A 26,368-nucleotide genomic window follows, 5' to 3' on the forward strand; every position below is an offset into this window, starting at 1 on the left:
GGATGAACCGAACTCGGCTCGGCCCGCGATAGTCCTTAGGTGAGCCCGATCGAGCACTTCAGCGACGCTCAGCTGCTGCGGGCGGTCGCGGCCCAGGACATGGGAGCGTTGCGCCTGCTCTATCTGCGGCACGCGCCCTGGATACGACTGCGGCTCACACGACGGTGCGCCGATCCCGATGTGGTCGACGCCGCCGTGCAGGACACCTTCGTCGCCGTCTGGCGGGACGCCCGCAACTACCGTGAGACCGGCGCGGAGGCGGCGGCCTGGATCTGGACCATCGCGATCCGCCGGCTCGTCAGCGCCCTGCGCGGGCCCGGCCACCGCTGGCTGAGCGGCGCCGTCGGGGAGGACGCCGAGACCGTGCCGTCGGCCGAGGATCTTGTGCTGCTGAGCGTCGAGCACGGCGAACTCGGGGCGGCGCTCGATCGCCTGCCGCCCGAACTGCGGGCGGTCATCCAGGCCACCGCGCTGGACGGCCTCACGGTGCGGGAGGCGGCGTCGCTGCTGGGCGTCGCCGAGGGCACGGCGAAGACCCGGCTGATGCGGGCCCGGGCCCGGTTGCGGGAACTGCTGGCATGACGTCGCGAGGAGAGAGCATGAGCTGGCATGTGGATGCTGAGCTGCTGCGGGCGTACGCCGGTGGCTCGCTCACGCCGAGCCGGGTGATGGCGGTCGACGCGCACGTGACGGCGTGCGCGGAGTGCCGGGCGGCGGTGCCGGTGGACCCCGAGTGGCTCGACCTCACCTGGGCCGGGGTCGCCGACACGATCGTCGACAGACGGCCGTCGCTTCTGACCGGGCACCGGGCCCGGTTGCTCACGGCCACGCCGGCGCTGCGCTGGTCGTACTTCCTCGCGACGGCGGCCGTGCTGGCCTTCGCGGTGGTGGCGGCCCACATCGGTGCGAGCCAACTGCTGTTCCTGGTCTTCGCGCCGATCCTGCCCGTGCTGGCGGTCGCCACGGCGTACGGTCCGCCCGCCGACTCGATGCACGAGATCACGTCGACGGCGCCGATAGCCGGTCCCTCGCTCGTGCTCCGGCGCGCGGCGGTGGTCGTCGGCCTCGCCATGGGGATGGGGCTGATCGCGGCGGCGGCGTTGCCGGGGCCGGGCTGGTGGGTGGCGGCCTGGCTCCTGCCGGCGTTCCTGCTCTGCGTCGGCACGCTCGCCCTGGCGACCGTGCTGCCACTGGTGACCGCCGCCGGCCTCCTCGGTGGGCTGTGGCTGCTCGCCTCGCTGGTCGCGCGGACCTCGCTCTTCGTCGCGCCCGCCCAGCTCGGTTACCTGGCCGCCGCCGTCGTTGCCATCGTCGTCCTGACGCTGCGGCGTCGTCACCTCGACCCGGGAGAGAGCCGATGACCACCGTACGCATGAGCGGTCTCCGCAAACGCTTCGGCGCCACGATCGCGCTCGACGGGCTCGATCTGGACATCGGGGTCGGCGTCACCGGCCTGCTCGGCCCGAACGGGGCCGGAAAGACCACGCTGCTGCGCTGCCTGGCGACGGCACTCGCGCCGGATCAGGGCCGGATCGAGGCGTACGGGCTGGACCCCGCCGACTCCCGCCAGCGCACCGCTCTGCGCCGTCGCCTCGGCTACCTGCCGCAGAGCCCGGGTCTCTACCCGAACTTCTCGGTGGCGGCGATCCTCGACTACGTCGCCGTACTCAAGGAGATCGTCGATACCCGGCTCCGCCGCGCCGAGGTGCGCCGGGTTCTGGAGGAGGTCGGCCTGTCCGATCGCGCGAACGTGAAAGTCCGCAAGCTCTCCGGTGGCATGCGGCAGCGCCTCGGCGTGGCCCAGGCGCTGCTCGGGAGCCCCGATCTCATCGTCCTCGACGAGCCCACGGTCGGGCTCGATCCCGAGCAGCGCATGTTCTTCCGGGCGCTGATCTCGCGGCTGGGCGAAACCCGTACGGTCCTGCTCTCGACGCATCAGACCGAGGACGTCGGTGCGCTCTGCGAACGGGTGATCGTGCTCCGGGCCGGCCGCGCGGTCTTCGACGCCGCTCCCCGGGCGCTGGCCCGGCTGGCCGACGGCCAGGTGTGGCGGTCGGCCGGGCCACCGGACGGTACGGCGATCTACTGGCGCACCGCCGACGGCGACTACCGGACGCTCGGCGAGCAGCCGCCCGAGGGTGTGGCGGTGCCGCCCTCGATCGAGGACGGCTACCTGAAGCTGCTCGGCCCGGAGCCGGCCGCGGGGACGATCCGATGACCATTGCCACAACCACGCTCGCCTCCACCGAGGGGCGGCTGCTTGCCCGGATGTCGGCGCTGTGGGCGGGCTTTGTCCTCGCCGTGGCCCTGTGCACGGTGTGGGGCGTGGGCGCGGGTCTCCGGTGGGGAGAGTTCGGTGCCGACTCGGGCCGGGCCGCCCTGGTGCCGGCCGGCGTACTGATCCTTCTCGGCCACCTCGCGGCGTCCCGCGACGACCGGTCCGGTGCCGCCGAGTTCACCGGCACCCTCCCGGCGCCGCCCCGGCGCCGGGCGCTCGCCCTGCTGGCCTTCATCCCGGTGGCCGGCGCCGCCGGCGCGCTGATCGAGGGCGTCGAGCTGGCGGTCCTCCGGCCGTCCGGACGGCCCGACCTCTGGCTGCTCGCCGTGCCGGTCCTGATTCCCATGATCGGCGCGGTCCTGGGGATCGCGGCCGGCCTCTGGTGGCCCGCCACTCCGGCCGGGCCGCTGACCCTGTTCGCCGCCGCGGCCCTGCTCGCGACCCTCCCGGTCCTCGGCTCGAACCCGGACGGCCTGGCGTGGCGGTTGTTCCCGGTCGTCCTGGAGACGACCCCGGGCGGGACCGGGCGGCACGTGGTCTACCTGGTCGCGGTCCTGGCCGCCCTGGTCGGCGCGGCTCTTGCCCGGCATTGGCGCCGCTGGGCGCCGGTCGTGGTGGTGGTCGGCATCATCACCGCGGTAGTCGCGGTCCGGCGGTGAATCTTCGGATCCGGCAGGTCGTGCTGCTCACGGTCCCGGTGACGCGGATGATCCCCTGGCCGCCGGTGGCCGTCGCGGGCGCGCTGTCCCTGCTGGCCTGCGTCCCGGCCGTCGCCGGGGCGGCGGCGCCGGCCAGCCAGGTGTGGGCGCTGCGCATAGCGGCGTTCCTGCTCGGCACGGGTGCGTGCTTCGCGCTGATCGAGCCGCTGGCCCCGGTCGCGACGACCCCGACACCCCGCTGGCTGCGGCAGTGGCTGAGGACCGTCATCGCGCTGGTGCCCGCGACGCTGGCCTGGCTCGCGTTGTTCGCCCTGCTCGCACCCGGGCACCGGCTCCCGTTGACCGGCCTGGCCGCCGAGGCCGCCGTCTGCGGGCTGACCGGCGTGGCCGGCGCGGCCGTGGCGTCCCGGCGGGGACACTCCGTGACCAGCGCGCTGGCCGGCCCGGCGGCGCAGGGCGGCCTGATCGCGGCGACGCTGTTCCTGTCCGGCGACCACTCGCCGTGGCTCCTGCCGGGAACGCCGACGGCGGCCCACGCGTGGTGGACCGCCGCCGTGCCCGTCCCGGTGCTGATCCTGGGGCTGGCCAATCGGGAGCCGGTCAGAGGCGCTGCCAGAGGGCGGGCACGTTCGGCGGCTCCCAGCCGGTCAGCGAGGTGTGGGACTGGATGCAGCGGTAGCTGACGCCGTTGTAGGTGACGACGTCACCAATCTTGTAGGCGTGGTTGGCCACCCATGTCGTCCCCGAGGCGGGCGGGGTCGTCGGCTTGGTGGTCGGGGGAGTGGTGGGCCGGGTGGTCGGGGGAGTCGTCGGCTGAGTGGTCGGTCCGGTGCCGCCACCGCCGGCGTTGAAGATCTTCGTGAAGTCGAGCGGGCTGCCGCCGAGGCCGGAGCAGTTGGGGGAGACGCCGCCGCCGGCGCAGGGCTGGTCGCGGCCGACCGACCAGAAGGCGAGCCGGCCGATGCCGTTGGCGTGCGCCCAGTTGACGATGGTCTGCGCGTTGGCCTGGCTGACCACGTCGCCCGCGGTGTCGTTCTGGCCGATCATCGGGGTGATGCCGATGTTGGCGTAGCTGACGTTGAGCCCGGCCGCCCGGGCCGCCGCCAGGGTGCCGGCCGCCGCCGTCTCGGCCGCTCCGGCCATGTCGGCGTTCGGGTGCCCGTAGTCCATCGCCATCGCGTTGATGATGTCGAGCCGGACGCCGTTCGAGGCGGCGTTGGCCAGGAACGCCTTGCCCCATGTGTCGGGGCCGCTCTCGAGCACCGGGATGGTGACCGAGACGTTGAGGCCCGGGTTGGCGTTCTCCAGGCCCTTGATCGCCTTGAAGCGCCGGTCGACCGACGCGGTGTCGGCGATCGCCGCACCTTCGATGTCGAAGTCGACGTGGTTGATGCCGTAGTGCGTGATCACGCTCTGGTAGGCGGCCTGGAGCGAGGACTGGTTGGTGCAGCCCTGCCCGAGTTCGACGCCGCCGGCGCCGCCGAACGAGATGATCGGCTGGGCGCCTTCGGACTTCGCCCGGGAGATCCGTGGATCGACCGTGGAGTTGCCGGGGGTGAGCGTGTCGCCCCAGATCGGGGTGCAGCCGGAGGCGATCACGAACGCGGCGGTGAAGGCCGTCAGATGGCCCTGGGTGATCGCCGTGTCGAGAAAGTCGGCGCTGCCGGCCGAGAGGTCCACATAGGGTGCGACCGCATAGTTGGTGGCAGCGTCGGCTGCCCGCGTGGTGAGGATGAGCCCCGTGGCCGCGATCGCAGCCGCCGAGGCCCCAGCGAGGAGCCTTTTAGTTAACATTCCTTATTTATCGAATCTGATCAATAAAAAGTCAAGGGGCGAGCCGGAACCGGCTCGCCCCTTGATGAAACGCTGATCAGTGGAAGAACTTCGACCCCGGTGAACCGACGCCGGTTTCGGCGTCGTAGCCGCGCGTGCTGTGGATGGTCGACGACTGCGCGTCGATCGTCTGCAGCAGCACGCTCGTGCCGTCGGCGGTGTCGATGCCGTTGTTCAGGTTGATCCGCACCTGGTGGACCGGCGTCCTCGGCGCCACGATGTCACGGATCGCCGAAGTGCCCGTCTCCCGGTAGTACAGCGGATTGGCGAAGCCGACCGGGTGGTGCGCCTTCTGGCTCGCCACCGCCTGCATGCCCGCCAGCAGCGGAGACGCCAGGCTGGTGCCACCGATGCGGTACTCGTCGTAGTAGACGCCGTCCGGGAAGGTCTGGGTCTGGCCGACCCGCAGACCGGTGTTGGCGTCAGCCGGCATCGAGATGTCCGGCACGGTGCGCATCCGGGTCGAGCCGAAGTACTTCGAGATCGAGTCCGGCACGACGCCGCGCTGGTAGAACGGCTGCTTGAAGATGATGCTGGTGCCGCCGCCACCGCCTGACGAGTACGCCTCGTCGACCCACGACTTGCCGTCGTCCGAGAGCGACGAGTAGTCGTTCTGCCAGCCGTACTCGAACGACCGGTTGCCGTGCTTGTCGATGCCGACGCTGGTGCCGCCGACGCCGGTCACGAACGGCAGGTCGGCCGGGAAGTCGACCGTCTTGTCGGCCGGCGAGGTCCCGCCCGCGGTCTGGTCGCCGTCGTCACCGCTCGAGAAGTCCACGGTGATGCCGGTCAGGGCTGCCTCGAGGGAGAACTGCGAGTAGAAGTCGAGCGACGTCTGGGTGATGTCCTTGATGTCGTCGTTCGCGGTGCCCCACGAGTTGGTCACGATGTCGGCCACGTGGTGGTCGATCGTGGCCGCCCAGGCGTTGTCGAGGCCGGCGTTGCAGTCCTTCCCGCCGACGTAGACGACCTTGGCGCCCGGTGCCATCGAGTGCACCGACTCGACGTCCAGGGTCTCCTCGCCGTACCAGCCCGAGCCGCCGCAGTCGCTGACGTTGTCGTAGCCGTTGGGCCCCGGGGTGATCTGGGAGAACTGGTTACGGCTCCAGGCGGGGAGGCCGTGCCGGGAGTTGTAGATCGTGGTGTCCTTGACGATCGTCGGCGAGGCGAACGCGTCGGTGATCGCCACCGTCACGCCGCGGCCGTTGATCCCGTGCTTGAGCAGGTCGCTCTCGCCGTACGCGGACTCGTACTGCTTGGGCTCGTAACCGCACGTCACGTACGGCTGCTTCGTACCGTCGGCAGCCGGGTAGCCCTTGGCGATCTTCTGGCCGAAGTAGCTCGAGCACGGCGTACCGATCCGGAAGCCGGCGTCCGGACCGGGGAGGGTGTCGGCCGGCTTCTTCAGCGCGCTGCCCTGGTCGAGGCCGGTGACGCCGGCGAGGATGCCGGTGACGCTCGACGGCGTGCCGTCCGGCAGCGACAGGTCGGTGCTGTTGGCGTGCATCGTCTGGCCGAGATAGGAGTAGTTCTCCATCTTGGTGCCGAACGTCTTGTTGATCTGGGCGGTGGTGCCGGACGCCTCCACGTACATGCCGCCGAGGGTCTCGCTGAGCCCGAAGCCCTGGGACTTGAGCCAGGACTGCACGGCCGAGACGTCGGCGGACGTCGGTGCGTAGCGCGCCACGAAGTCCTTGTTGGTGAGCCAGTTGCCGTAGCTCGCGCTGTCCGGGTCGGAAATCGAGGCGAGGGTGGCCTCGGCGCCCGCCTGGTCGCGGAGCTTGAGCAGCAGCCCGAACGAGATCTGGCTGCTGTCGGCGGGCGCGCTGCCGGTGGCCCGGGCCTTGCCCAGCCAGTGCGGCTGGCTCCCGTTCAGCACGTGGCGCCCGGGGCGGGGTGCGGCGGTGGCCGGTCCCGCTCCGAGGACCGTGGCAGCTGCCGTGCCGATCACGACGACGGCGGCCAGCCGCGACCGCATGGTCGAAGCCTTGATCACTAATGCCTCCACGTTGAGTGGCAATGATGTGAAAGAACCTCCCCACATAACGCTCATTCATGTGAGTGGGTCAATAGTCAAGGACTTACAGCTATTGATTCGATGATTTTCTAGGCAGCTTCCGATAGTCGAACATCTGTTCTAAGATGCAGGTCGTGGGCGATGAGGCGACCATTCTGCACGCCGATCTCGACTCGTTCTATGCGTCGGTCGAGCAGCGCGACGACCCAGCCTTGCGCGGTCGTCCGGTCCTGGTGGGCATGGGCGTCGTGCTCGCGGCCAGCTACGAGGCCAAGGCCTTCGGCGTGCGCACGCCGATGGGTGTCCACCAGGCGCGGGCGCTCTGCCCGCGGGCGGTCGTGGTGCCGCCCCGCATGTCGGCCTACTCGGCCGCCAGCAAGGCGGTGTTCGAGATCTTCCGCGACACCACCCCGATCGTCGAAGGTATCTCGATCGACGAGGCGTTCCTCGAGGTGGCCGGCCTTCGCAAGATCAGAGGTACGCCGCGCGAGATCGCCGCCCGGCTGCGCGTCCGGGTGCGCAACGAGGTCGGCCTGCCGATCACGGTCGGGGTCGCGCGCACCAAGTTCCTGGCCAAGGTGGCCAGCGCCGTCGGCAAGCCGGACGGGCTGCTGGTCGTGCCGCCCGGCGAGGAACTCGCGTTCCTGCACCCGCTGCCGATCGAGCGGCTCTGGGGCGTCGGCCCGGTCACCTCGGGCAAGCTGCGTGATCAGCGCATCCACACGGTCGGCCACGTCGCCCGCATCGGCGAGGCCGGGCTGGTCGCCATCCTCGGCGCGCACGCCGGCCGCCACCTGCACGCGCTTGCCCACAATCGCGACCCCCGCCGGGTGCGGGTCGGCCACCGCCGCAAGTCGATCGGCTCCCAGTGCGCGCTCGGCCGGCGGCCGCGGCCCTTCGCCGAGATCGATGCGACCCTGGCCGCGCTGGCCGACCGGGTCACCCGGCGCATGCGCGGCGCCAACCGGCCCGGCCGCACGGTCACGCTGCGGCTGCGGTTCGACGACTTCGGCCGGGCCACCCGCTCGCGCAGCCTGCTCAAGGCGACCATGCAGACCCGGGCGATCCTCGAGGCGGCCCGGGCGCTGCTGGCCGAGGCCCGGCCGCTGATCGAGACCCGCGGCCTCACCCTGGTCGGCCTGGCGGTCAGCAACCTCGAGGGCGAGGGTGCGGTGCAGATGCCGCTGCCCTTCGACGATCCGTACGACGATCAGCTCGACATCGCGGTCGACGCGGTCCGCGACCGCTTCGGCTCGGCCGCCCTGACCCGGGCCGCCTCCCTGGGTCGTGACCTCGGCCCGTCGGTGCCGATCCTTCCCGACTAGGGTTTTCCCCGTGAGGAAGATCTACGTGATCGGGATCGGCGCCGGTGACCCCGACCATCTGACTTTGCAGGCGGCCAAGGCGATCGGCCGCACCGACGTGTTCTTCCTGCTCGACAAGGGCGAGGCCAAACAGAGCATGATCGAGCTCCGGCAGCGCCTGATGAAGGCGTACGGCCGCCCGGGGCGCCGCATCGCCGAGGGCCGCGATCCCGAGCGCGACCGCACCCCGGCCGACTACGAGGGAACGGTCACCGACTGGCGCAGCCGCCGCTCCGAGGTCACCGAGGCGCTGATCGCGGAACACCTGCTCGACGACGAGACCGGGGCGTTCCTGGTCTGGGGCGACCCGACCCTCTACGACTCGACCATCGCGATCCTCGACGAGATCCTCGAGCGCGGCCGGACGCTCTTCGACTACGAGGTGATCCCCGGCATCAGCAGCGTGTCGGCGCTCGTCGCGAAGCATCGGGTGCCGCTCAACCGGGTCGGCCGGCCGGTGCAGATCACCACCGGGCGGCGGCTTGCCGAGGGCTGGCCCGACGGGGTCGACGACCTGGTGGTGATGCTGGACGCCCAGCAGGCGTTCGCCGCCTATCTCCAGGCCGACATCTACTGGGGTGCCTACATCGGCACGGACGACGAGATCCTCCGGTCGGGCCCGGTCGCCGAGGTCGCCGAGGAGATCAAGGAGACGCGCACGGCAGCGCGCTCCGACCACGGCTGGATCATGGACACCTATCTCCTGCGCCGGCCGCCGGCCGATCAGGGGTAAGAAGGACGCATGGACATCCTCGTTGCGGGCGGCCACGGCCAGGTCGCCCTCCGGTTGCTCAAGCTGCTCGCCGCCGACGGTCACACGGCCCGCGGCCTCATCCGCAAGCCTTCACAGGCCGCCGACCTGCAGGCGGCCGGCGCGGTACCGGTCATCGGCGACCTCGAGAACGACGAGTCGCTGGCCGGCTACGTCAAGGGCGCCGACGCGGTGGTCTTCGCGGCCGGCGCCGGCCCGGGCAGCGGCCCCGCGCGCAAACGCACGGTCGACCTCGGTGGCGCGATCAAGCTGGCCGACGCGGCCGTCGAGACCGGGGTCCGGCGCTACGTCATGGTTTCGTCGATCGGCGCACAGGACCCAGCCTCGGCCGGGCCCTCGATGCGGACCTATCTGGAGGCGAAGGCCGAGGCCGACGCGTACGTGGTGGCGAGCGGCCTCGACTGCACGATCGTCCGGCCGGGCAGCCTGAAGGACGACCCCGGCACCGGGCTCGTCCGGGCCACCCGCGAACTGGGCGGCCGCGGTCCGATCCCGCGCGACGACGTGGCCGCCGTCCTCGCCGCCTGCCTGACCATGCCGTCGACGATCGGGGTCACCTTCGAGCTGTTCGCGGGCGACACCCCGATCGCCGAGGCGCTGAAGTTCTAGGGGGTCAACACCGAGGTGTGCTCGCAGCCGGCGAACCGGTCGGGTGCGTTCGGCACCAGGCGGAGGTCGGAGGTGCACTGGTCCGAGCCGGCGCCACCGTCGATCGAACCGCCGCCGTCGGCGGTCAGCGCGTCGTCGCCGCCCAGCCCCTGCACCTGGTCGTGGCCGCCCGAACCGTCGATCACGTTCGGGCCGGTGTTCCCGATCAGCATGTCATCGGCGTGGGTGCCCACGAGGTTCTCGACGTCGGCCGCGATCGTGTCGCGGGCGCCGGCCGGGCCGTCCTCCGAACTGCCGTCGTCGCCGGTCGCACCGTCGAGGTCGGCCCGGATGCCGAGCCGGTTCGACACCTCGGAATAGTCTGCGGTGTCGAAGCCCGGGCCGCCCTGGAGCAGGTCGCCGCCGAAGCCGCCGACCAGCACGTCGTCCCCGGTCCCGCCGAAGATCCGGTCGTTGCCGTCCCCGCCTCGCAGCAGGGACGCGATCGCCGTCGCGTTGGTGATCGTGTCGTCGCCGTCCAGCGAGCGGACGGAGACCGAGAACGCCGTGTCGCAGCGGGCCTGGTGGGTGTTCACCAGGGTGCATCCCGGCCCGGCGGTCATCGTCGAGCCCGGGTTGGTCACCACCAGGGCGAGGTCGCTCGCAAACACGGTGACCTGGTCGTTGAAGCCGGGAAGGGTGTCGTACTTGAGCACGCCCTGGGAGCGGACCACCCCGGGTTTGCAGTCCCCGTAGCAGCCGGGCGCCGTGGTCAGCGCGGTCGAAGGAGCGAGAGAAAGGGCGCCCAGGACCGCGACGCCGGCTATCGAAGCAATCATGCGCGCACGCTGTCACCGGGCGTGGAAACCGCGCTGACGTGGCGCTGAAATCAGACCAGGGTCTTGAAGGCCCGCGCGGTCGGCGACCCCGGATCGGCGGTCACGAACACGACCTGCTGATCGTCGTCCGGCACGGCCAGCACGTCGCAGTTCAGGCGCAGCCGCCCGGCCGACGGATGATCGATCATCTTCACGCGGTGGCCGGGCGAGCGCACCGGATCGGACGCCCAGATCTGCCGGAACTCCTCGCTGCCGGCGTGCAGCTCGGCCAGCAGCGATCCGAGGCGCCGGTCGCGCGGGTAACGCACGGCTGCCGCTCGCAGCCGCGACACCGCGATCGCCCCGAACTCCTCGTAGGCGGTGCTGGCGATCGGCGCCTCGCCGAGGAAGCGCCGGCGGGCCAGGTTGGGATGCGCCCCGAGGTCACCGAGCAGGGCCGAGGCCAGCGGATTCCACCCGACGACGTCATAACCGGCGTCGGTCACCACGGCGGCTGCCTCCGGCATCCGACGCAACAGCGCCGAAACGTACGGCCGTACGCGCCGGACCGGTCCGGCCGGTGGCGTCGGATCGGCCCCGGCGAGCCGGAACAGGTGCAGTCGCTCGGCCGCGTCGAGCCGCAGCGCCGACGTCAGCGAGTCGAGGATGCGGGCCGACGGGTGCGGCCCGCGTGCCTGCTCCAGCCGCACGTAGTAGTCGACCGACATGTTCGCCAGCCCGGCCACCTCCTCGCGGCGCAGACCGGGCGTGCGCCGCAGGCCGTCCGCGGGCAGGCCCACGGCGTCCGGCCGCAGCAGCGCCCGCCTCTCGCGCAGGAACCGGGCCAATTCCGATCTCGCCAGCATGCCCTCAACCATTCCACGCCGCGGCCGGTAGCGTGCGGTGCGGCGTGGGCGCCCGAGGGGTCGAGCGTTCGTGCACCGACGAGGGGGACACATGACCACTTTGGCCGAGGCTTGGGAGCTGAGCCGCAAGGATTCCGGGCTGGCGGTGGTGTCGACGCTGCGCGCCGACGCCACCATCCAGTCGTCGCTGGTCAACACCGGCATCATCGAACGTGACGGCGGGGCGGTGCTCGGCTTCGTGACGTACGGCCGGGTCAAGCTCGCCAACCTGCGGCATCGCCCGCAGGTGACGGTGGCTTTCCGGGCCGGTTGGCAGTGGGCCGCGGTGGAGGGCACGGCCGTCCTGGCCGGCCCCGGCGACCCGCAGCCGGGCGTCGACGCCGAGGCCCTGCGCCTGCTGTTGCGGGAGATCTTCGCCGCGGCCGGCGGCACCCACGACGACTGGGCGGAATATGACCGGGTCATGCGCGAGCAGGGCCGCACCGCGGTCCTGATCACGCCGACCCGGGTCTACGGAAACTAGACCTACAACTTTTTCACCATCTGCTGGGAGATCAGCGTCATGCCGAGACCGGCGCTCGCCGCGAAGGCGAGCGCCGCGTGCCGGGTGCCCGGCACGTCCAGGCCGATGTACGCCACGTCGTGCCGGGCGAGCTCGGCCGCGGCGGCCGCCACCATGGCCCGGCCGCGTCCGCGCCGCCGTTCGTCCGGCAGGACCTCGATGTGGCTGACCACGCCGACCGCGGGATGCTGGGGTTTGGGCAGCCCGAACCAGATCCAGCCGACCCGCCGGCCGCCGGAGTAGGCGGCGCGGATGCGGACGTCGGGCGCGTCCAGCCCGTCCGGCGCGATCTGCCGCACGTAGCGCCGCGCCTGCTCGATGCCCGCCTCGGGGTCGCGGGCCACCCCGTGCGGGTCGGTCGCCACCAGACCGTCGACCAACTCGGCGGCCACGTCGGCCGGGACCGGCCGCAGCTCGACACCCGCGCCGGCCGCGGCCGCGCGGGTCGCCCCCGGCGTCGCCGCCGGGCCGGGCGAGGTATCGGCCGCCGGGCTGGGCGCGGTGTCGGCTGTCGGGGCGGGCGTGGTGTCGGCTGTCGGGCGCTGCCAGATCTGGTTGAGGACGCCGTAGCCCAACCGGGTGTAAAGGCGTTGAGCACCCGTGTTGTGCCCGAAGACGTGCAGCCCGAGCCGGGCCGCCCCGCTCCGGCGCAGGTCGTCCTCGACGGCCAGCATCATGCGGCTGCCGATGCCGCGGGACCGGGCCGCCGGCGCAACCTCGATCACACTGACCCAGGCCATGCCGGGATGGGAGAGCCCGGCCGCCGCGATCCAGAGGAAGCCGACCTCGGTGCCGTCGTCGTCGACCGCCTTGCGCAGGATCTGCCCTTCGGTGTCGGCCCCGTCCGGGAGCAGCTCGTCGAGCTGCCGGGCCGACTCCGCGGTGGCCTCTTCCCGGGTGACGCCCGAGTTGTCGACCAGGTCGTCGGCGAACGCGGCGATCAGCCGCGGCCGGCGCCGGTCGAAGTCGTCCGGGGACAGCGGTCGCAAATCGACGGTCATGCCCGGGACCCTTTCACGGGTGCCGCAGGGCCGCGACCCCGGCTCTGTCCAGCGTTCGTCAGATGTCCGACGGATCGATGATCGTGAGTTCTGTCGGGTCGGCGACGGATGTTAGCTTGACCGGCAGGTACCACCTGCGCACTGCTGGTCACGAGGGGCGGCCTTGACCGAGCACGACCTCTTCGGGGCCCACCATCGGACCAACCGGCACCCGGTGATCGGCATCGACCTGGGCACCACGACCTGCGTGGCCGCGCTGGCCGGCGACGACGGGCGAGTGGTCGTGCTGCCGCCGCTGGCCGCGGTGGTCGGCCAGGACCACGCCGGCCAGGTCACCGTCGGGCGCCTCACGGTCGGGCGGCGGTCGGTCGGCGAGACCGGCGCGGTGATCGCCGGCATCAAACGCGAGCTCGGGTCCAACCGGCGCATCCGGTTCCGCGGCCGCGAATACCAGCCGCACGAGCTCTGCGCGTACCTGCTGATCGAACTCAAGCGCCGGGCCGAGGTACTGATCGGCGAACCGGTGCACGAGGCCGTCATCACCGTTCCCACGACGTACACGGAAACCCAGCGCAAGGCGATCACCGAGGCCGCCGGTCTCGCCCAGCTCACCGTGCGCCGCCTGCTCGAGGAGCCGGTGGCGGCGGCCGTGGCCGTCGGCGCCGAGCGGGCGGGCACCTTCGCCATCTACGACCTGGGCGGCGGCACCTTCGACGCGGCGATCGTCGAGGCCGGACCGGACGGCGTGACCGTGCTCGGCATGGCCGGCGACCCGCGGCTGGGCGGCGACGACTTCGACGAGCGGGTGGTCGGCTACGCGCTGCGGCAGATCCGCGAGCGCTACCACGTCGACCTCAGCCAGGACGAACGCATCCGCGACCGGATCCGGGCCGAGACCGAGATCCGCAAGCGGGAGCTCGACACGGCCGAGACCACGAGCCTCGAACTGCCCCGGCTGACCGCCACGGTCAGCGCCTCGGTGCAACTACCCCGCCGGGTGTTCGAGTCGATGATCGAGCCCGACCTCGACCGCACCTTCGACTGCCTGGGCGCGGCGGCCCGGGCCGCGGGCGGCGCGCCGGTCGACGAGGTGCTGCTGGTCGGCGGCTCGACCCGGATGCCGCTGATCCGGCAGCGGCTCGCCGAACACCTCGGGCTGGCCCGCATCCGCTCCGACCTCGACCCCGAGGAACTGGTGGCCCGCGGTGCCGCGCTGATCGCCCGCGAGCTGCCCCCGGCCTCGCTCGAGATCGGCCCGATCGGCCTGCGCAGCGCCAACCTGCGGCTGCGCTCCGAGATGGCGGTGCCCGAGCCCGAGCCGGCCGACGAGAGCCCCGACGCCGACCTGACCGGCCCGCTGCCGGCACCTCCGGCCGAGACGCCGGCCGACTTCCGCCCGGCCGCCCAGCGGGCCCACGAACTGCTGAGCCAGGCCTCGCCCGACGAACTGACCGAGCTGCGGGCCGCCTACTGCACCTTCATCGTCGCGATCCGGCTCGCCGACTCCGACACCCGCCTGCGCGAGCTGGGAACCGCCCTCTTAGGGGCTTTCACCGATTGAAGGTAGTGAAAGGACCCACCTAGCGTCCTCAGGCATGGGGACCCTCCGCGATCTGCTCGACGGCCTGCCCCCGGCACTGGTCTACCTGGTCGTCGGGTTGCTGGTGGCGGCCGAGTCGGCGGTGGTGGCGGGGCTGGTGCTGCCGGCGGCCACCGCGCTGATCGCGATCGGGTTGCTGGCCAACGCCGGGACGGTGCAGGTGGTGCCGGCGGCGGTAACGGGGGTGGTCGCGGCCTGGGCCGGGGGTTCACTGGCCTATCGGTCGGGGAAACGGCACGGGCCGCGACTGCGCACGACCAGGATCGGCAAGTGGGAGCGGGCCGAGCGCCTGTTCACCCGCTTCGGCGGACGGGCGATCTTCCTGGCCCAGTGGATCGTCGGAGCACGGACGCTGATGCCCCGGCTGGCGGCCCTGAACGGGCTGTCCTACCGGCGGTTCATCGCCTGGCAGATGCCGTCGGCGGTGCTGTGGTCGTGCTGGCTGGTCGGCGCCAGCTATGCGGCCGGGGCGTCGTACGACGCGCTCGCCGCCCGGGCCGGGCGGGCCGGGGGCGCGCTCGCCGTCATGGCGGCCCTGATCGTCGGGCTGGTGCTGGCCGGGCGCTGGCTCGGGCGCCACCCGATCTCCGTCGCCGGGCGTCGAGCGGCCACGAAGCCCCTGGTCGACATCGTTCTCAGCATCGCCGCGCTGTGCGTGCTGGCGACCGTACTGGTACTGCTGATTCCGCTGATCATGCGATTCAGCGGACTGTCCACCGCGGACACCGCAATCGGCGACTGGGCGCGCGGGCAGTGGACGTCGGACGGCTACCGGTTCGCGCTCGAAACGGCAACGTTCGCCGACCCGGGGGTGCTGTTCGCGGTGGCGGTGGTGGTCTCGGCCGTACGGGGATGGCGCCGCCGGAAGTCCGGGGCCGGCCTGCTGTCGGCGATCGGGCCGGTGCTGCCGGTCGTAGTGCTGGCGGCAGCCCTGTGGTGGGCGACCCCGCCGGCCTGGCCGATCTGGGAGGCACCCAGCTCGGTGGTGTTCCCGTCCCCGGCCGAGTTCGACGGCCACATCCCGTTCAAGGCGGCCGCCCCGATGGCCTCCCTGGCGGCCGGGCACACGGCCCAGCTGGCCGGCGCGGTCGGCCTGCTGGCCTGGCTGCTCGCGGGGCGGCTGCCGTGGAAATGGCGGGTGGCAGTCTGGACGGTGGCGGCGGCCGACGTGGTGATGTGTGCCGGGTCGTGGGTCTACCTGGGTTGGAGCCGCACCAGCGAGACCCTGGCCGCGGTGCTGGTCGGGGTGGCGTGGGCGGTGCTCAACGCCGCGATCTGGTCGGCCCCGGCGCCTGCCGTCAAGACCGAACGGCTCGAGCCGCCCCTCCGTCCGTCCGTTGAGGTGTAAAGCACGACGGCTACTGTGAGCGGCCGTCGCGCCGGGCAGCGGTTCGGGCCATCAACGCCTGATACCACGCGCGTCCCTTGGAACCGCAGTTCGCGGCGATGGCGTCGCGCAATCCTCCGGTGCGCTTGTTGAGTCGATCGAGGTCTGCTTCGTACCGCTGGCAATACGTCTGCAGCACCTTCCGGTCGTCGTGCAGGACGTCGAGCGTGCGCCGCAGCGTGGGGATCTGCCGACCCCCACGAGCGCGGTCGGCATCGATCGCCCGGTGGGTCCGGCTGATCGCCGCGGACAACTCCTTCTTCGTCGCGAACGCCGACTTCATCACGGTGTACGCCAGGTCGGCCGTCTCGCGTGAACTGCGGTGCAACGACCGGAGTTCTTCGAAGTCGTACTCCCGCTGCGCGCGACTCAACCGCTCGGCGATGCGCCGTTCCTGGTCGAGCACCCGTTGCCGGATCCGCTCCTGTTCCGCCTCGCGTGCGGCACCGATGCGCTGTTGGAACACCACACGTGCACGAGCGATCTGGTGATCGGTAGCGGTCGAATGGGAGGCCCGGACCGGTGTGGAGGGTCGTTGGGCGGGCGGCCGAGGCGCCGGCCGCACGGCGGGTGGTGGCGGCGGCTTGCCGCCGGCAGCCAGCAGACATACCGCTACGACGATCACCAGCACGACTCCGGTGATCAGGAGCTCGCGGTGGCTCATGCCGGGAGTTCCGGCCGGGTGAGCGACGTCAGAATCGCCGCGGCCGCATCCTGGTCGTGAACGTGCATGGTGGCGAGCGAACGGGAGAGAACGCCGACGGTTCCGGCCGCGATTTCGGCGAACCGATGCTGTCCCATCAGCCGCGTCGACTCGCGGAGCGCATCGTGAATGTGCCGGCGCGACTTGTCGGCCTCTCGGGCTCGTTCCAGCGCATATTTGAACAACAACGTATTTTGCCGGCGCGTCTCGACCAGGCGGGCCATCTGCACCTGGAAGACAACGTCGATGCGGGCCATCTCGGCGGCGAATCGTTGCTCGATCTCGAAGTGCCGGAGTGCGCCGTCCAGCCGGATGTGCTGCATCTCGGCGTCGAAGCTCATCTCGAGTTGCTGCAAGCCAAGCTGTTCCTGCACGCGGATCTCTTCGCGTTTCGCCGCGACGATGGCATCGCGCTGTTTGCCGAGCGCCCGGAGCTCGGTCATGCGCTCCCGATGGGTGTTGCGATCTCGCGCGGCCGTGACGTTCAGCCGCTTCATCTCCACTCGGGAGGCGATGACCTTGGAGACTATTTTGTTCAACCCCAGAAGCGGATGAATAACGGACGCGAAATCGGAGACGACATCCGAAAAGGATGCTCCGCCTTCCGAATATCGCACTAGATCTGTCAATTTGACTCCTGCAAACGTTTCCAGCCGCTCAACCCAACGCGTACGTCCACGTAAGCAAAGTCGTACGCGGACCGACACGTCCATACGGCTACGGTCGTATCCGCTCATCGGCATGAGCCGTACGTCGGGCGGGAGTGCTCACCGGTGGTCGAGGTAGGTGAGGACGGCGAGCACCCGGCGGTGCTGGTCGGCCGACCGGGGCAAGCCGAGCTTGGCGAACAGCGTGTTGATGAGGTTGCTGACCGACTTCTCGGTGATGGTGAGCCGGGCCGCGATGGCGGCGTTGGAGTGGCCCTCGGCCATCAGGTGCAGCACATCCCCTTCCCGGGCGGTCAGCATCCCCGGCGCGTCGCCGGGGCCGAGCAACTGTGCGACCACCTCGGGATCCATGACCGTGGCGCCGGCCGCGACCTGGCGGAGCGTGTCGATGAACTGGCGTACGTCGCCGACCCGGTCCTTGAGCAGGTAGCCGACCGCTCCGGCGCGGTCGGCCAGCAGTTCGCGGGCGTAGAGCCGCTCGACATATTGGGAGAGGACGAGCAGCGGGAGGCCGGGCACGCTGCGGCGCGCGGTGAGGGCGGCGCGCAGCCCCTCGTCGGTGAAGGTGGGCGGCAGCCGGACGTCGACCACCGCGACGTCCGGCCGGAGCGCGACCAGTTCCTCGGCGAGCCGGGTGCCGTCCGGCACGGCCGCCACCACGTCGAAGCCGTACGCGGTCAGCATCCGGGTCAGGCCGTCGCGCAGCAGGGCCTGGTCCTCGGCGATCAGGACCCGCACGGCAGCACCATATCCAGCACGGTCGGACCGCCCGGCGGGCTGCTGAGGCGCATCTCGCCGTCGAAGGCGGCCAGCCGGCGCCGGATGCCGAGCAGGCCGGTGCCTCCGGAGGCGTCGGCGCCGCCCCGGCCGTCGTCGCGCACCGTGAGGTGCAGGGCGGTTCCGGCGTCGACGATGGTGATCTCGATCCGCCCGGGGTTGCCGTGCCGGATGGCGTTGGTCAACGCCTCGGCGACTGCGAAGTAGGCGGCGGACTCGACCGGTGCGGCCAGCCGCCGGTCCAGCCGCAGATCCAGCTCGACCTTGGCCGGCGCAGCCAGCGTCAGTGCCTCCACGGCCGGGGCGAGGCCGCGGTCGGCCAGGACGGGCGGGTGTATTCCGCGGACGAGGTCCCGCAGTTCGGTGAGGGCCGCGCCGGCACCGGCCCGGGCCTCGGTCAGCAACGCCTTGGCGCCGGCCGGATCGACGTCGAAGACGTCCTCGGCGATGCCCAGGTTCATGCTGAGTGCGACCAGCCGCATCTGGGCGCCGTCGTGCAGGTCGCGTTCGATGCGGCGCAACTCGGTCGCCGAGGCGTCCACAGTGGCGGCCCGGGTGCTGGTCAGCTGGTCGACGCGTACGGCGAGGCGGGCGGCGGAGGTGGGCCGGAGCAGCGCCGCCGTGAGTCGTGCCTGGCCACGCATCAGCGGCCGGGGGAGGCGGTAGGCGACGCCGGCCAGCGCGAGGCCGACCGGCACCAGCAACCACGTGAACGGCCCCGCCCGGCCGGTCACCTCCAGCACCACGGGGTCGAACCCGGTCGGCTCGGGCAGCAGAAGGCGCAGGCCGGGCGCCGCCGCGCACTCGATCGCGCCGAGCCAGAGCGTGACCGGCAGGACGAGACCGAATAGTCCTACCAGGAATTGGACCGGCAGCCAGGCGAGGTCGCGCCACGTGCCGGGGTCTCGGAGCACGACCGCCAACCGGGCGGTCATCCGCGTGGGCAGTAGCCGGTAGGGGGTCGCCACGCCGACGCGGTGCCGCTGCGCGCCGGCCAACCGGCGGGTTGCCCACACCGCCGTCGTGAAGAGCCCGATGCCCAGCCCGGCCGCGAGGCCGGCCGGAACGGACACCACGGTCAGGAGTAGCAGCGCGGGCGCGGGCAGCCCGATCACCGCGCCGACGGCCAGCCACCGCAACTCACGCATCCGGTCCCCGAATCGGTGCATGACCTTGACGCTAGGCTCTGCCCCGGCCGAAGCACAGGGTGCTGCCACCTCATCGGCGAAGCGGGTGTTGCCACCCTGGCCGGCACCTGCCGGTTTCGCCAGGCTCAGTTGATGATCCGAGAACCGGCCGGGACGGCACGCAAGATCGGGGCAGCGTTGTTCGCCGCGCTGCTCACAGCCATGACGAGCGGACCGGCCCACGCCGCTGCGGACGGGGTGACCAGCGCCGACGTCTCGTTCACCGGCGGCGGCGGTGTCGTCCTGCACGGCACCGTGCTGATCCCCGCATCGGGCGCGGGGCGGCGCCCGGGAATGGTCATGCTGGAGGGTGCGGGCAACCGTGGCCGGGGCTATCTCGAGCCGGACGCCGAGGCGTACGCCCGTCGCGGCATCGTGACGCTGGTCTACGACAAGCGGACGGTGGGCTACTCGGTGATTCATCGGGACTACTCGGTGCTGGCCGACGATGCGCTCGCCGCGCTGCGGCTGCTGGGTTCCCGGCCGGACGTCGACCCGGCCCGGGTCGGGCTGTGGGGACTGTCGGAGGGCGCTTGGGTTGCGCCCCTGGCCGCGAACCGCTCCACCGATGTCAAGTTCCTGATCACCGTCGGCGCGGTGGGCGCCACCGTCGCCGCGCAGACGGCGTGGGCGTACGGCCGGTATCTGGACCACGCCGGCGTCACCGGATCACTGGTCGGCACCATGCAGAGGACCGCGGTGCGCAGCGCGATGGGCGCGAATCTGTTTGCTGAGGCGGACTACGACGGGCTGCCCGCCTGGCGGCAGGTGCGCCAGCCGGTGCTGGCCGAGTGGGGGCAGCTCGACCGCGACGCGCTGCCCGCGCTGAGCAGCCGGCTGATCGCGACGGCGCTGCGGACCGGCGGCAACGCCCATCACACCGTACGCATCGTCCCCGCGGTCAATCACGACCTGCACGTGACGGCGAACGGCGGCTTCGACCGGTTGACGGACCTCCCGGCCGACTACGGCGACTACGAGGCGGCCTGGATCGCCGCGGATCCGGCGCACCCGCCCGCGGTCCGCGTCGTGCCCTTGCTTCCGGAGCCGGCGCCCCCGCGGATCGTCGCGCCCGCCTGGTACGACTCGGGGTGGGCCCAGCTCGCCGTTCTGCTGATCCTGCTGGGCGCTTTTGCCGGCTATCCCGTGGCCCGCCGGCTGCGCCGATCACCCGTCCGGTCCCCGCGGTCGGCGCACTGGCTGGCCTCGTTGGGTCCGATCGCCGTCGCCGGCACCATTCTCTATGTCCTGTTCATGCTCGCGAGCGCGGCCAAGGTCGTCGGCCCGGTGCTGGCCGGACGCCCGTTGCCCTGGCTGGTCCTGCAGCTGCTCGCGGTCGCGGTGGTCGCTCTCACCGTCCCGGTGACCGCCGCCTGGTGGCACCGGCGGGACCGTGGTCTCGCGCTGCTCGTCGCCGGCGGCGTGATGTTCGTTCCCTGGGCCGTCCACTGGGGCCTGCTGCTGCCGTAAGGGGAAACGCCGGCTGCCCGAAGGCGGCCGGCGTTCCTGTCGTTCGACCCGGGCGGATCAGGCGCGGGTCCACTTCTGGTTGGCGGTGCCGGCGCAGTCCCACAGCTGGAGCTGGGCGCCGTTGGCGGTGTTGTTGTCCTTCACGTCGACGCACCGGTTCGCGGACACGTTGACCAGGTCGCCCGCGGCCGACAGGGTGAACCGCTGCACCGGGTTGCCGTTGCAGGTGACCAGCTGGACCGGCGTGCCGTTGGTGAGCGCGCCGCCGGCCGGGTCCATGCACTTGCCGAGCGCCCGCATCGTGCCGTCGCTGTTCGCCGCCCACTGCTGGGCGCCGCTGCCGTTGCAGTCGTACGTCTGCAGCCGGGCACCGTCGACCGGGTTGGCGCCCGGGATGTCGATGCAGCGGCCGCTCAGGCTGGACTTGAGCGCGTTGCCACCGCTCGGCGGCGGCGTCGTGGTCGAGGTGCTGACGTGCACGTAGTCGATCAGCATCTTGCTTTCGGCGGGCAGGCCGGCCGGGTTGCCCTGGCCGAAGTTACCGCCGACGGCGAGGTTGAGGATGATGAAGAACGGGTGGTCGTAGACCCAGCTCACGTTGCCCTTGGCCGCCTGCAGCGAGGCCGGCGTGGCCCGGAAGTACTCCTGGCCGTCCACGGTCCAGACGATCAGGCCCGGCGACCAGTCCACGGCGTAGTTGTGGAACGCCTGGTACCACGGCGAGCCGGCGACGATGTTGCCGCCGAACGAGTTGCCGCCCGAGTAGCCGGGGCCGTGCAGGGTGCCGAACAGCCGGTTGGGGTCCCGGCCGACGACCTCCATGATGTCGATCTCGCCGTCGGCGGGCCAGTTGCCGCCGCCGAGCATCCAGAAGGCGGGCCAGAGGCCGGAGCCGTTGGGGACCTGGATGCGAGCTTCGACGTGGCCGTACTGCTGGGTGAACTTGCCGGCGGTCTGGATGCGGCCGGAGGTGAACTGGCAGGTGCCGTTCCAGCAGTCGTTGTGCCCGCCGCTGCCCTTGCGGGCCGTGATCACCAGGTGGCCCTGGCCGTCCATGGCGACGTTGCTCGTGCCGCTGGTGTAGTACTCCAGTTCCTGGTTGCCGAAGCCGCTGCCGCCGGTGTCGAAGTTCCATTTCGACGAGTCGACGCCGGTGCCGGCCGCGCCGTTGAAGTCTTCGTTCCAGACGACGGCCGCTTGGGCCGTGTCACTTCGGGAGGCGACGGTCAGACCGCCGCCCAGGGCCACCACGACGACGGCCGCCGCGATGAGAAAACGGGATTTACGCATGGGGGAAATCCTCCGGGGAGAGGGGTAATGCGTAACAGTCTTAAAAATAGACTGCCGTCAGTCAAGTCAGGCCGAGTCCCGGATGACCAGGGTCGGCTGGAAGATGACCGAGCGGGGGAGCCGCGACGGCGAGGCGATGTGGGCCATCAGCACCTCGGCCATCTCGGCCGCCATCTCCTCGACCGGCTGGCGGATGGTGGTGAGCAGCGGCCGGCAGTCGAGGGCGGCACTGCTGTCGTCGAAGCCGACCACCGCGATGTCGTCGGGCACACGGCGGCCCATGTCCTGGACCGCGCGAAGGGCGCCCTCGGCCATCAGGTCGCTGGCGACGAAGAGGCCGTCGAGATTGGGATGTTCGGTGAGCAGCCGCCGCGCCGACTCCTCGCCGCCGGCCCGGGTGAAGTCGCTCTCGATGGCCGGCACCGGGCCGAGGCCGCGCTGTTCGAGGTAGATGCGGAAGCCTTCGAGGCGGTCGAGGCCGGACGGGATGTCGGTCGGTCCGCTGATCGTGGCCAGTTTGCGGCAGCCCCGGCCGAGCAGGTGGTCGGCGGCGAGGCGGGCGCCGAGACGCTGGTCGACGTCGACGAAGCTGGCCGGGATGGGCTGGGCGGGCCGGGCCGACACGACCGCGGGGATGCCCAGGTCGTGCACCTGCCGGGGCAGTTCGTCGTGCTCGTGGCTGCTGATCAGCAGTACGCCGTCGACGTGCCCCTGGCGCAGGTAGCGGATGACCTGGTGATGGTCGGTCGAGTCGGTCGGGATGATCACCAGGTGGATGTCGTGCGGGCGCAGGGCCTGAGTAGCGCCGGCGGTGATGCGGCCGAAGTAGGGGTCGGTGAAGATCCGGTTGAGGAACGAGTGGTTGTCCGGCCGGTCGGGCTCGCTGATCACCAGGGCGACCGAATTGGAGCGGCGGGTGACCAGGCTGCGCGCGGCCACGTTGGGTACGTATCCGGTCTCGGCGATGGCCCGCTGGACGATTTCGCGGATCTTGGCGTCGACCGTCGGGGCGCCGTTGATCACCCGGGAGACGGTGGCCCGCGAGACCCCGGCCGCCTCGGCGACCTGGTCCATGGTCGGCTGGTGTCCGCCGCGCGGGGGCCGGGTGCTCATGGCGTTGTTTATAGCACCGGCCGGAAGCCGGGGGAGAGCGCTCTCTCGGGGCTTCCGGCCGATGTCCATGATCAATTAACTACTGGTAGACGCGAACGTAGTCGACGAGCATCTGGGACGGGAACGGGGTGGTGGCGTCCACCGCGCCCGGCCAGTCACCGCCGACCGCGAGGTTGAGGATGATGTAGAACGGGTGGTCGTAGATCCAGGCACCCCGGGTGTTCTCGACCGTGTTCCGGTCGGCGTTGAACACCAGCTGGTTGTCGAGGTAGAAGCGGATGCCCTTGCTGTCCCACTCGGCGGCGTAGGTGTGGAAGTCGGCCGAGAGGTCGGCCCCGCCCGCTGCCTTGTACGACTGGCCGTAGCCACCGCCACCGTTGTACATCGGCGCGTGCAGCGTCGAGTACGAGGTGTAGGTGTCCTTGCCGAGGATCTCCATGATGTCGACCTCGCCGTTGTACGGCCACGGCCGCCCGGAGAGGAAGTCGGCGCCCATCATCCAGAACGCCGGCCAGAAGCCCTGACCCTTCGGCACCTTGATGCGGGACTCGACCCGGCCGTACTGGAAGGTGAAGTGGCCGCCGGTGTTGATCCGGCCCGAGGTGTAGTCGTGACCGTTCGACGACTCCTTCTTCGCGGCGATGACCAGCTGACCGTTGCCGTTCATGGTCGTGTTGTCACCGTTGGTGTAGTACTCCTGCTCGCCGTTCTGGCCGCCGCCGAAGTCCTGGGTCCACTTCGAACCGTCCGGCTTCGTGCCGGACGCGCCGTTGAACTCGTCGTCGAAGACCATCCTGGTGGCCGGGAACGACGGGTCGGCGGGCTGGGCCGGCGGGGCGGTCGGGTTGCCGCCGGTGCCGTAGACGCTGAACTCCCACAGCGAGTAGCCGTAGGTGCTGCTGCGGGCGGTGCCGTACATCCGCACGTAGCGGCCGGAGCCGGTGGCGTTGATGACGTCCTTGAAGCCGTCACTGGTCGTGGTCGAGTAGATCGTGGTCCAGTTGGCGGCGTCCGGGGAGACCTGGATCTGGTAGGCCTTGGCGTACGCCGGGTCCCACTGCAGCACGACCTGGCTGATCTGGGCAGTGGCTCCGAGATCGACGTAGATCCAGCCCGGGTCGACCCAGCCGGTCGTCGGGTTGGTCGCCCAGCGCGAGGCCGGGTCGTTGTCGAACGCCTTGTCGGCCGTGCACGGGTTGCACTGGGCGTCGTTCTGCTCCGTCGAGGCGTGCGCCGGCTTGTTGTAGGACAACAGGCGCGCGGTGCCACCGGTCGGGGGAGTCGTCGGCGGGGTCGTAGGCGGGGTTGTGGTGGTGCCGCCCGCGAAGACCTGGAACTCCCAGAACGAGTAGCCGTAGCCGGACAGGGCCCGGGAGGTCAGGTTGATGCGGACGTAGCGTGCGGTGCCGGAAGCCGAGATGCTCTGCTGGCCGCCGGTGCCGGTGGTCGTCGCGTACGCCTGCGAGTAGTTGGTGCCGTCCGACGAGAACTGGATCTGGAAAGCGGTCGCATAGGCGTTTTCCCAGTTGATCGCGATCCGGCTGACCGCGGTCGGCGTGCCCAGGTCGACCTGGAACCACTGGGCGGCGGACCAGGCGCTGGCCCACCGGGTGCCGTTGTTGCCGTCGACCGCCTCGGCGGGCTGGTAGCCGTTGGGCGACTCGGTCGACGACGCGGTGGCCGGTCTGCCCTGCGAGACCACGACCTCGGCCGCGTCGGCGTGCGTGGTCGTGGCGACGAAATAGAGGGACAGCAGGCCGGCGAGGCCGGCCGCGAGAGCCAGCGCGCGGGCGGGGGCGACCCGTCTGCGTCTGGTCTGAAGGACTGGCGATGTCATGGGGATGACTCCTGGGGTCGGGGACAGGCGGAGCGCCGGGGAAAGCGCTCTTTCTGAAGACACTGTGAACCCTCAATTTCAGGCATGTCAATCCCTGGTTACCGACCTGGGAAGCGCTTCCCAGCCATCTCCCCAGGTCGGTGCGACGTCGAGACGCCAAGTTCCGGAACCGGAACCGCCACCCGGCACGTCGATGTCGGTCAGCCGCTGACCGGCTGGGGATCACCGCGCACCGGTGAGCGCCGGGCGGCCAGGGCGAACAGGCCGATGGCCGGCAGCAGGAACAGGCCGGCCGCCGAGATGCCGGCGCCGATCGAGCGCTTCTGGCCGACCAGGCCGACCGGTGGGCCGCCCACGATCTGGCCGAGGGCGTCGGCCTGGGCCTGGATCGAGAAGACGGTCGCGCGCGAGCCGGGCTCGGTCGCCGACACCAGCCAGACGGTCAGGATCGGGCCGGCGCCGTCCCGGAGCAGCCGGACCAGCAGGTAGAGCGCGACCGCGAGGCCGAGCCGGCCGGTCCGGCCGAACCAGATCATGCCGACCGCGGTGAGCCCTTCCAGCAGGGCCAGGACCCGGCCGGTCCGCTGCGGATGCAGCGCGTCGAGCCGGCGACCCGCCACGCCGGTCACCACGATCGAGCCGACCGCCGCGACCATGGTCAGTGCGCCGAACACCAGCTCGGTGGGCGCCCCGCCGAGGAACGGCAGCAGGAACGGCTGGCTCAGCCGGTCGAAACCCTCGCTGCTCATGCCGGCGAACAGGGTGCCGGCCACGATGCCGGCCAGCATGCCGCCGCGCCGCACGGCCCGGCCGCCCGATACCACCTGCCGGCGCATCGAACGCCAGGTGGTGCGTTCCTCGGTCGCCGTCGGCGACCAGCGCTCCTCGGTCATGACAAACGCCAGGAGTACGCCGAGAGCGAGCGTGAGCACACCACCGGCCACGATCGGGACGGCCAGCCCGAACACGGCCAGTCCGGTCGCGGCGACGATGCCCAGCAGCGCGCCGGCCTGGCCGATCTGGCCGCCCCGCACGAACGCCCGGGTGGCCCGGTCGTCGCCGATCTCGTCGGCCGCCCACGCCTGTTCGGCGCCGTCGACGCAGACCGCGCCGACCGACCAAATCACGTTGGCGATCAGGATCGCGGTGAACGAGGGGAACAGGCCCCAGACCAGCAGGCCGGCCCCCATCAGCAGATAGCCGATGATGACCGAGAGCCGGCGACTGATCAGGTCGGCGATCACACCGGTCGGCACCTGGGCGACGAAGCAGACCGTCTCCATCAGGGTGCCGACGAGCACCAGCTGGAGCGGGGACAGGCCGACGACGGTGGCCTGATAGATCAGGTTGAGGGTGAAGGCGGTGCGACCGGCGAACGAGCCCCACCCGCTGATGAGCAGGTACAGGCGATATGAGGACATGCGGGAATCTCCGGGATATCGGGTGTCCCGGTGCGACGGGTGGCGCGCCCTGCCTCTAGGAGGTCATCAGCCCGGCAGCAGCGGCACAGCACCGGATGGACACGATGTCCCGCGGGGTCCTCATGCCCGGACTATGCCAAGGTCGTCAACCGGATTA

At 71.3% G+C, this 26,368-nt stretch carries 25 protein-coding genes; 12 read left to right on the forward strand and 13 right to left on the reverse strand.

Translation table 11 applies throughout. The features are described from left to right. Positions 1 to 99: 99 nt before the first annotated feature. Genes ACIA5C_RS17245 through ACIA5C_RS17265 form a run of 5 tightly spaced genes read left to right on the forward strand, consistent with a single transcriptional unit; the run spans position 100 to position 3,620 of the window. Positions 100 to 582, forward strand: coding sequence for an RNA polymerase sigma factor (locus ACIA5C_RS17245; RefSeq protein WP_396055657.1), 483 nt, complete (start codon positions 100 to 102; stop codon positions 580 to 582). Between the two features lie 17 nt (positions 583 to 599). Beyond that, the gene (locus ACIA5C_RS17250) at positions 600 to 1,361 is read left to right on the forward strand and encodes a hypothetical protein (protein WP_396055503.1); all 762 of its coding nucleotides are present in this window, start codon (positions 600 to 602) and stop codon (positions 1,359 to 1,361) included. Further along, a complete protein-coding gene (locus ACIA5C_RS17255; protein WP_396055505.1) occupies positions 1,358 to 2,218 on the forward strand; it encodes an ATP-binding cassette domain-containing protein in 861 nt (286 codons plus the stop codon). Before ACIA5C_RS17250 ends, ACIA5C_RS17255 begins: the two co-directional genes overlap by 4 nt. Beyond that, positions 2,215 to 2,937, forward strand: a complete 723-nt coding sequence (locus tag ACIA5C_RS17260) for a hypothetical protein (protein WP_396055507.1) — start codon at positions 2,215 to 2,217, stop codon at positions 2,935 to 2,937. The genes ACIA5C_RS17255 and ACIA5C_RS17260 overlap by 4 nt, the downstream gene beginning before the upstream one ends. Beyond that, positions 2,934 to 3,620 (forward strand): hypothetical protein, encoded by a 687-nt coding sequence (locus ACIA5C_RS17265; RefSeq protein WP_396055509.1) that lies wholly within the window; start codon positions 2,934 to 2,936, stop codon positions 3,618 to 3,620. The genes ACIA5C_RS17260 and ACIA5C_RS17265 overlap by 4 nt, the downstream gene beginning before the upstream one ends. Here ACIA5C_RS17265 and ACIA5C_RS17270 read toward each other — a convergent pair. Both ACIA5C_RS17270 and ACIA5C_RS17275 read right to left on the reverse strand, forming a co-directional pair. Continuing rightward, complete coding sequence (locus ACIA5C_RS17270; RefSeq protein WP_396055511.1) at positions 3,538 to 4,731, reverse strand: carbohydrate-binding protein; 1,194 nt, start codon at positions 4,729 to 4,731, stop codon at positions 3,538 to 3,540. The genes ACIA5C_RS17265 and ACIA5C_RS17270 overlap by 83 nt on opposite strands. 76 nt (positions 4,732 to 4,807) lie before the next feature. Continuing rightward, positions 4,808 to 6,766, reverse strand: coding sequence for a protease pro-enzyme activation domain-containing protein (locus ACIA5C_RS17275; protein ID WP_396055513.1), 1,959 nt, complete (start codon positions 6,764 to 6,766; stop codon positions 4,808 to 4,810). Positions 6,767 to 6,921: 155 nt separating this feature from the next. Here ACIA5C_RS17275 and dinB point away from each other — a divergent pair, with 155 nt between their 5' ends. The 3 genes from dinB to ACIA5C_RS17290 are packed head-to-tail and all read left to right on the forward strand — an operon-like array spanning position 6,922 to position 9,532. Next, positions 6,922 to 8,112 (forward strand): DNA polymerase IV, encoded by a 1,191-nt coding sequence (dinB, locus tag ACIA5C_RS17280; protein WP_396055515.1) that lies wholly within the window; start codon positions 6,922 to 6,924, stop codon positions 8,110 to 8,112. A 10-nt stretch (positions 8,113 to 8,122) separates the two neighbouring features. Continuing rightward, positions 8,123 to 8,884 carry a precorrin-6A synthase (deacetylating) gene (gene cobF, locus ACIA5C_RS17285; RefSeq protein WP_396055517.1) on the forward strand — a complete coding sequence of 254 codons (762 nt, stop codon included), beginning with the start codon at positions 8,123 to 8,125 and terminating at the stop codon, positions 8,882 to 8,884. A 9-nt stretch (positions 8,885 to 8,893) separates the two neighbouring features. Then, a complete protein-coding gene (locus ACIA5C_RS17290) occupies positions 8,894 to 9,532 on the forward strand; it encodes an SDR family oxidoreductase (RefSeq protein WP_396055519.1) in 639 nt (212 codons plus the stop codon). Here ACIA5C_RS17290 and ACIA5C_RS17295 read toward each other — a convergent pair. Together ACIA5C_RS17295 and ACIA5C_RS17300 are read right to left on the reverse strand one after the other, a co-directional pair. Then, positions 9,529 to 10,350 carry a calcium-binding protein gene (locus tag ACIA5C_RS17295; protein WP_396055521.1) on the reverse strand — a complete coding sequence of 274 codons (822 nt, stop codon included), beginning with the start codon at positions 10,348 to 10,350 and terminating at the stop codon, positions 9,529 to 9,531. The two genes, ACIA5C_RS17290 and ACIA5C_RS17295, sit on opposite strands and share 4 nt — an antisense overlap. Positions 10,351 to 10,400: 50 nt before the next feature. After that, a complete protein-coding gene (locus ACIA5C_RS17300) occupies positions 10,401 to 11,195 on the reverse strand; it encodes a helix-turn-helix transcriptional regulator (RefSeq protein WP_396055523.1) in 795 nt (264 codons plus the stop codon). 91 nt (positions 11,196 to 11,286) lie between these two features. On the opposite strand from ACIA5C_RS17300, the gene ACIA5C_RS17305 reads away from it, so the two are divergent. Further along, positions 11,287 to 11,718, forward strand: a complete 432-nt coding sequence (locus ACIA5C_RS17305; RefSeq protein ID WP_396055525.1) for a TIGR03618 family F420-dependent PPOX class oxidoreductase — start codon at positions 11,287 to 11,289, stop codon at positions 11,716 to 11,718. 2 nt (positions 11,719 to 11,720) lie between these two features. Here the strand turns inward: ACIA5C_RS17305 and ACIA5C_RS17310 are convergent, their stop codons facing one another. Then, positions 11,721 to 12,758, reverse strand: a complete 1,038-nt coding sequence (locus ACIA5C_RS17310) for a GNAT family N-acetyltransferase (RefSeq protein ID WP_396055527.1) — start codon at positions 12,756 to 12,758, stop codon at positions 11,721 to 11,723. 163 nt (positions 12,759 to 12,921) lie between these two features. Between ACIA5C_RS17310 and ACIA5C_RS17315 the strand changes: the two genes are divergently transcribed. Both ACIA5C_RS17315 and ACIA5C_RS17320 read left to right on the forward strand, forming a co-directional pair. After that, a complete protein-coding gene (locus ACIA5C_RS17315; protein ID WP_396055529.1) occupies positions 12,922 to 14,319 on the forward strand; it encodes an Hsp70 family protein in 1,398 nt (465 codons plus the stop codon). A 34-nt stretch (positions 14,320 to 14,353) separates the two neighbouring features. Then, positions 14,354 to 15,706: a VTT domain-containing protein gene (locus tag ACIA5C_RS17320; protein ID WP_396055531.1), complete on the forward strand. Its 1,353-nt coding sequence runs from the start codon at positions 14,354 to 14,356 to the stop codon at positions 15,704 to 15,706. A 10-nt stretch (positions 15,707 to 15,716) separates the two neighbouring features. On the opposite strand, the gene ACIA5C_RS17325 is transcribed toward ACIA5C_RS17320, so the two are convergent. The 4 genes from ACIA5C_RS17325 to ACIA5C_RS17340 form a co-directional block, all read right to left on the reverse strand. Next, positions 15,717 to 16,376, reverse strand: coding sequence for a hypothetical protein (locus ACIA5C_RS17325; RefSeq protein ID WP_396055533.1), 660 nt, complete (start codon positions 16,374 to 16,376; stop codon positions 15,717 to 15,719). Positions 16,377 to 16,405: 29 nt separating this feature from the next. Further along, complete coding sequence (locus ACIA5C_RS17330; protein ID WP_396055535.1) at positions 16,406 to 17,077, reverse strand: hypothetical protein; 672 nt, start codon at positions 17,075 to 17,077, stop codon at positions 16,406 to 16,408. A 138-nt stretch (positions 17,078 to 17,215) separates the two neighbouring features. After that, entirely contained in the window at positions 17,216 to 17,854 is a 639-nt protein-coding gene (locus tag ACIA5C_RS17335; RefSeq protein WP_396055537.1) for a response regulator, read from the reverse strand. Further along, complete coding sequence (locus ACIA5C_RS17340; protein ID WP_396055539.1) at positions 17,842 to 19,062, reverse strand: sensor histidine kinase; 1,221 nt, start codon at positions 19,060 to 19,062, stop codon at positions 17,842 to 17,844. The genes ACIA5C_RS17335 and ACIA5C_RS17340 overlap by 13 nt, the downstream gene beginning before the upstream one ends. 111 nt (positions 19,063 to 19,173) lie before the next feature. Between ACIA5C_RS17340 and ACIA5C_RS17345 the strand changes: the two genes are divergently transcribed. Beyond that, on the forward strand, positions 19,174 to 20,550 hold the full coding sequence (locus ACIA5C_RS17345) for an alpha/beta hydrolase family protein (RefSeq protein WP_396055541.1): 1,377 nt from the start codon (positions 19,174 to 19,176) through the stop codon (positions 20,548 to 20,550). Between the two features lie 57 nt (positions 20,551 to 20,607). Here the strand turns inward: ACIA5C_RS17345 and ACIA5C_RS17350 are convergent, their stop codons facing one another. The 4 genes from ACIA5C_RS17350 to ACIA5C_RS17365 form a co-directional block, all read right to left on the reverse strand. Then, the gene (locus ACIA5C_RS17350; RefSeq protein WP_396055543.1) at positions 20,608 to 21,840 is read right to left on the reverse strand and encodes a ricin-type beta-trefoil lectin domain protein; all 1,233 of its coding nucleotides are present in this window, start codon (positions 21,838 to 21,840) and stop codon (positions 20,608 to 20,610) included. A 66-nt stretch (positions 21,841 to 21,906) separates the two neighbouring features. Then, on the reverse strand, positions 21,907 to 22,953 hold the full coding sequence (locus ACIA5C_RS17355; RefSeq protein WP_396055545.1) for a LacI family DNA-binding transcriptional regulator: 1,047 nt from the start codon (positions 22,951 to 22,953) through the stop codon (positions 21,907 to 21,909). A gap of 79 nt (positions 22,954 to 23,032) precedes the next feature. Further along, complete coding sequence (locus ACIA5C_RS17360; RefSeq protein ID WP_396055547.1) at positions 23,033 to 24,790, reverse strand: discoidin domain-containing protein; 1,758 nt, start codon at positions 24,788 to 24,790, stop codon at positions 23,033 to 23,035. 200 nt (positions 24,791 to 24,990) lie between these two features. Next, the gene (locus ACIA5C_RS17365; protein ID WP_396055549.1) at positions 24,991 to 26,211 is read right to left on the reverse strand and encodes an MFS transporter; all 1,221 of its coding nucleotides are present in this window, start codon (positions 26,209 to 26,211) and stop codon (positions 24,991 to 24,993) included. Positions 26,212 to 26,368: the final 157 nt, after the last annotated feature.

Source organism: Actinoplanes sp. NPDC051343 (genome assembly GCF_044455125.1).
GTDB lineage: Bacteria > Actinomycetota > Actinomycetes > Mycobacteriales > Micromonosporaceae > Actinoplanes.

What these genes read in the sequence shown, in the direction of transcription:
- ACIA5C_RS17250 (WP_396055503.1), top strand. Translation starts at nt 600, where the DNA reads ATGAGCTGGCATGTGGATGCTGAGCTGCTGCGGGCGTACGCCGGTGGC.
- ACIA5C_RS17260 (WP_396055507.1), top strand. Translation starts at nt 2,215, where the DNA reads ATGACCATTGCCACAACCACGCTCGCCTCCACCGAGGGGCGGCTGCTT.
- ACIA5C_RS17305 (WP_396055525.1), top strand. Translation starts at nt 11,287, where the DNA reads ATGACCACTTTGGCCGAGGCTTGGGAGCTGAGCCGCAAGGATTCCGGG.
- ACIA5C_RS17320 (WP_396055531.1), top strand. Translation starts at nt 14,354, where the DNA reads ATGGGGACCCTCCGCGATCTGCTCGACGGCCTGCCCCCGGCACTGGTC.
- ACIA5C_RS17255 (WP_396055505.1), top strand. Translation starts at nt 1,358, where the DNA reads ATGACCACCGTACGCATGAGCGGTCTCCGCAAACGCTTCGGCGCCACG.
- ACIA5C_RS17245 (WP_396055657.1), top strand. Translation starts at nt 100, where the DNA reads ATGGGAGCGTTGCGCCTGCTCTATCTGCGGCACGCGCCCTGGATACGA.
- ACIA5C_RS17345 (WP_396055541.1), top strand. Translation starts at nt 19,174, where the DNA reads ATGATCCGAGAACCGGCCGGGACGGCACGCAAGATCGGGGCAGCGTTG.
- ACIA5C_RS17360 (WP_396055547.1), bottom strand. Translation starts at nt 24,790, where the DNA reads ATGACATCGCCAGTCCTTCAGACCAGACGCAGACGGGTCGCCCCCGCC.
- ACIA5C_RS17350 (WP_396055543.1), bottom strand. Translation starts at nt 21,840, where the DNA reads ATGCGTAAATCCCGTTTTCTCATCGCGGCGGCCGTCGTCGTGGTGGCC.
- ACIA5C_RS17300 (WP_396055523.1), bottom strand. Translation starts at nt 11,195, where the DNA reads ATGCTGGCGAGATCGGAATTGGCCCGGTTCCTGCGCGAGAGGCGGGCG.
- ACIA5C_RS17310 (WP_396055527.1), bottom strand. Translation starts at nt 12,758, where the DNA reads ATGACCGTCGATTTGCGACCGCTGTCCCCGGACGACTTCGACCGGCGC.
- ACIA5C_RS17340 (WP_396055539.1), bottom strand. Translation starts at nt 19,062, where the DNA reads ATGCACCGATTCGGGGACCGGATGCGTGAGTTGCGGTGGCTGGCCGTC.
- ACIA5C_RS17270 (WP_396055511.1), bottom strand. Translation starts at nt 4,731, where the DNA reads ATGTTAACTAAAAGGCTCCTCGCTGGGGCCTCGGCGGCTGCGATCGCG.
- ACIA5C_RS17365 (WP_396055549.1), bottom strand. Translation starts at nt 26,211, where the DNA reads ATGTCCTCATATCGCCTGTACCTGCTCATCAGCGGGTGGGGCTCGTTC.
- ACIA5C_RS17355 (WP_396055545.1), bottom strand. Translation starts at nt 22,953, where the DNA reads ATGAGCACCCGGCCCCCGCGCGGCGGACACCAGCCGACCATGGACCAG.
- ACIA5C_RS17295 (WP_396055521.1), bottom strand. Translation starts at nt 10,350, where the DNA reads ATGATTGCTTCGATAGCCGGCGTCGCGGTCCTGGGCGCCCTTTCTCTC.
- ACIA5C_RS17290 (WP_396055519.1), top strand. Translation starts at nt 8,894, where the DNA reads ATGGACATCCTCGTTGCGGGCGGCCACGGCCAGGTCGCCCTCCGGTTG.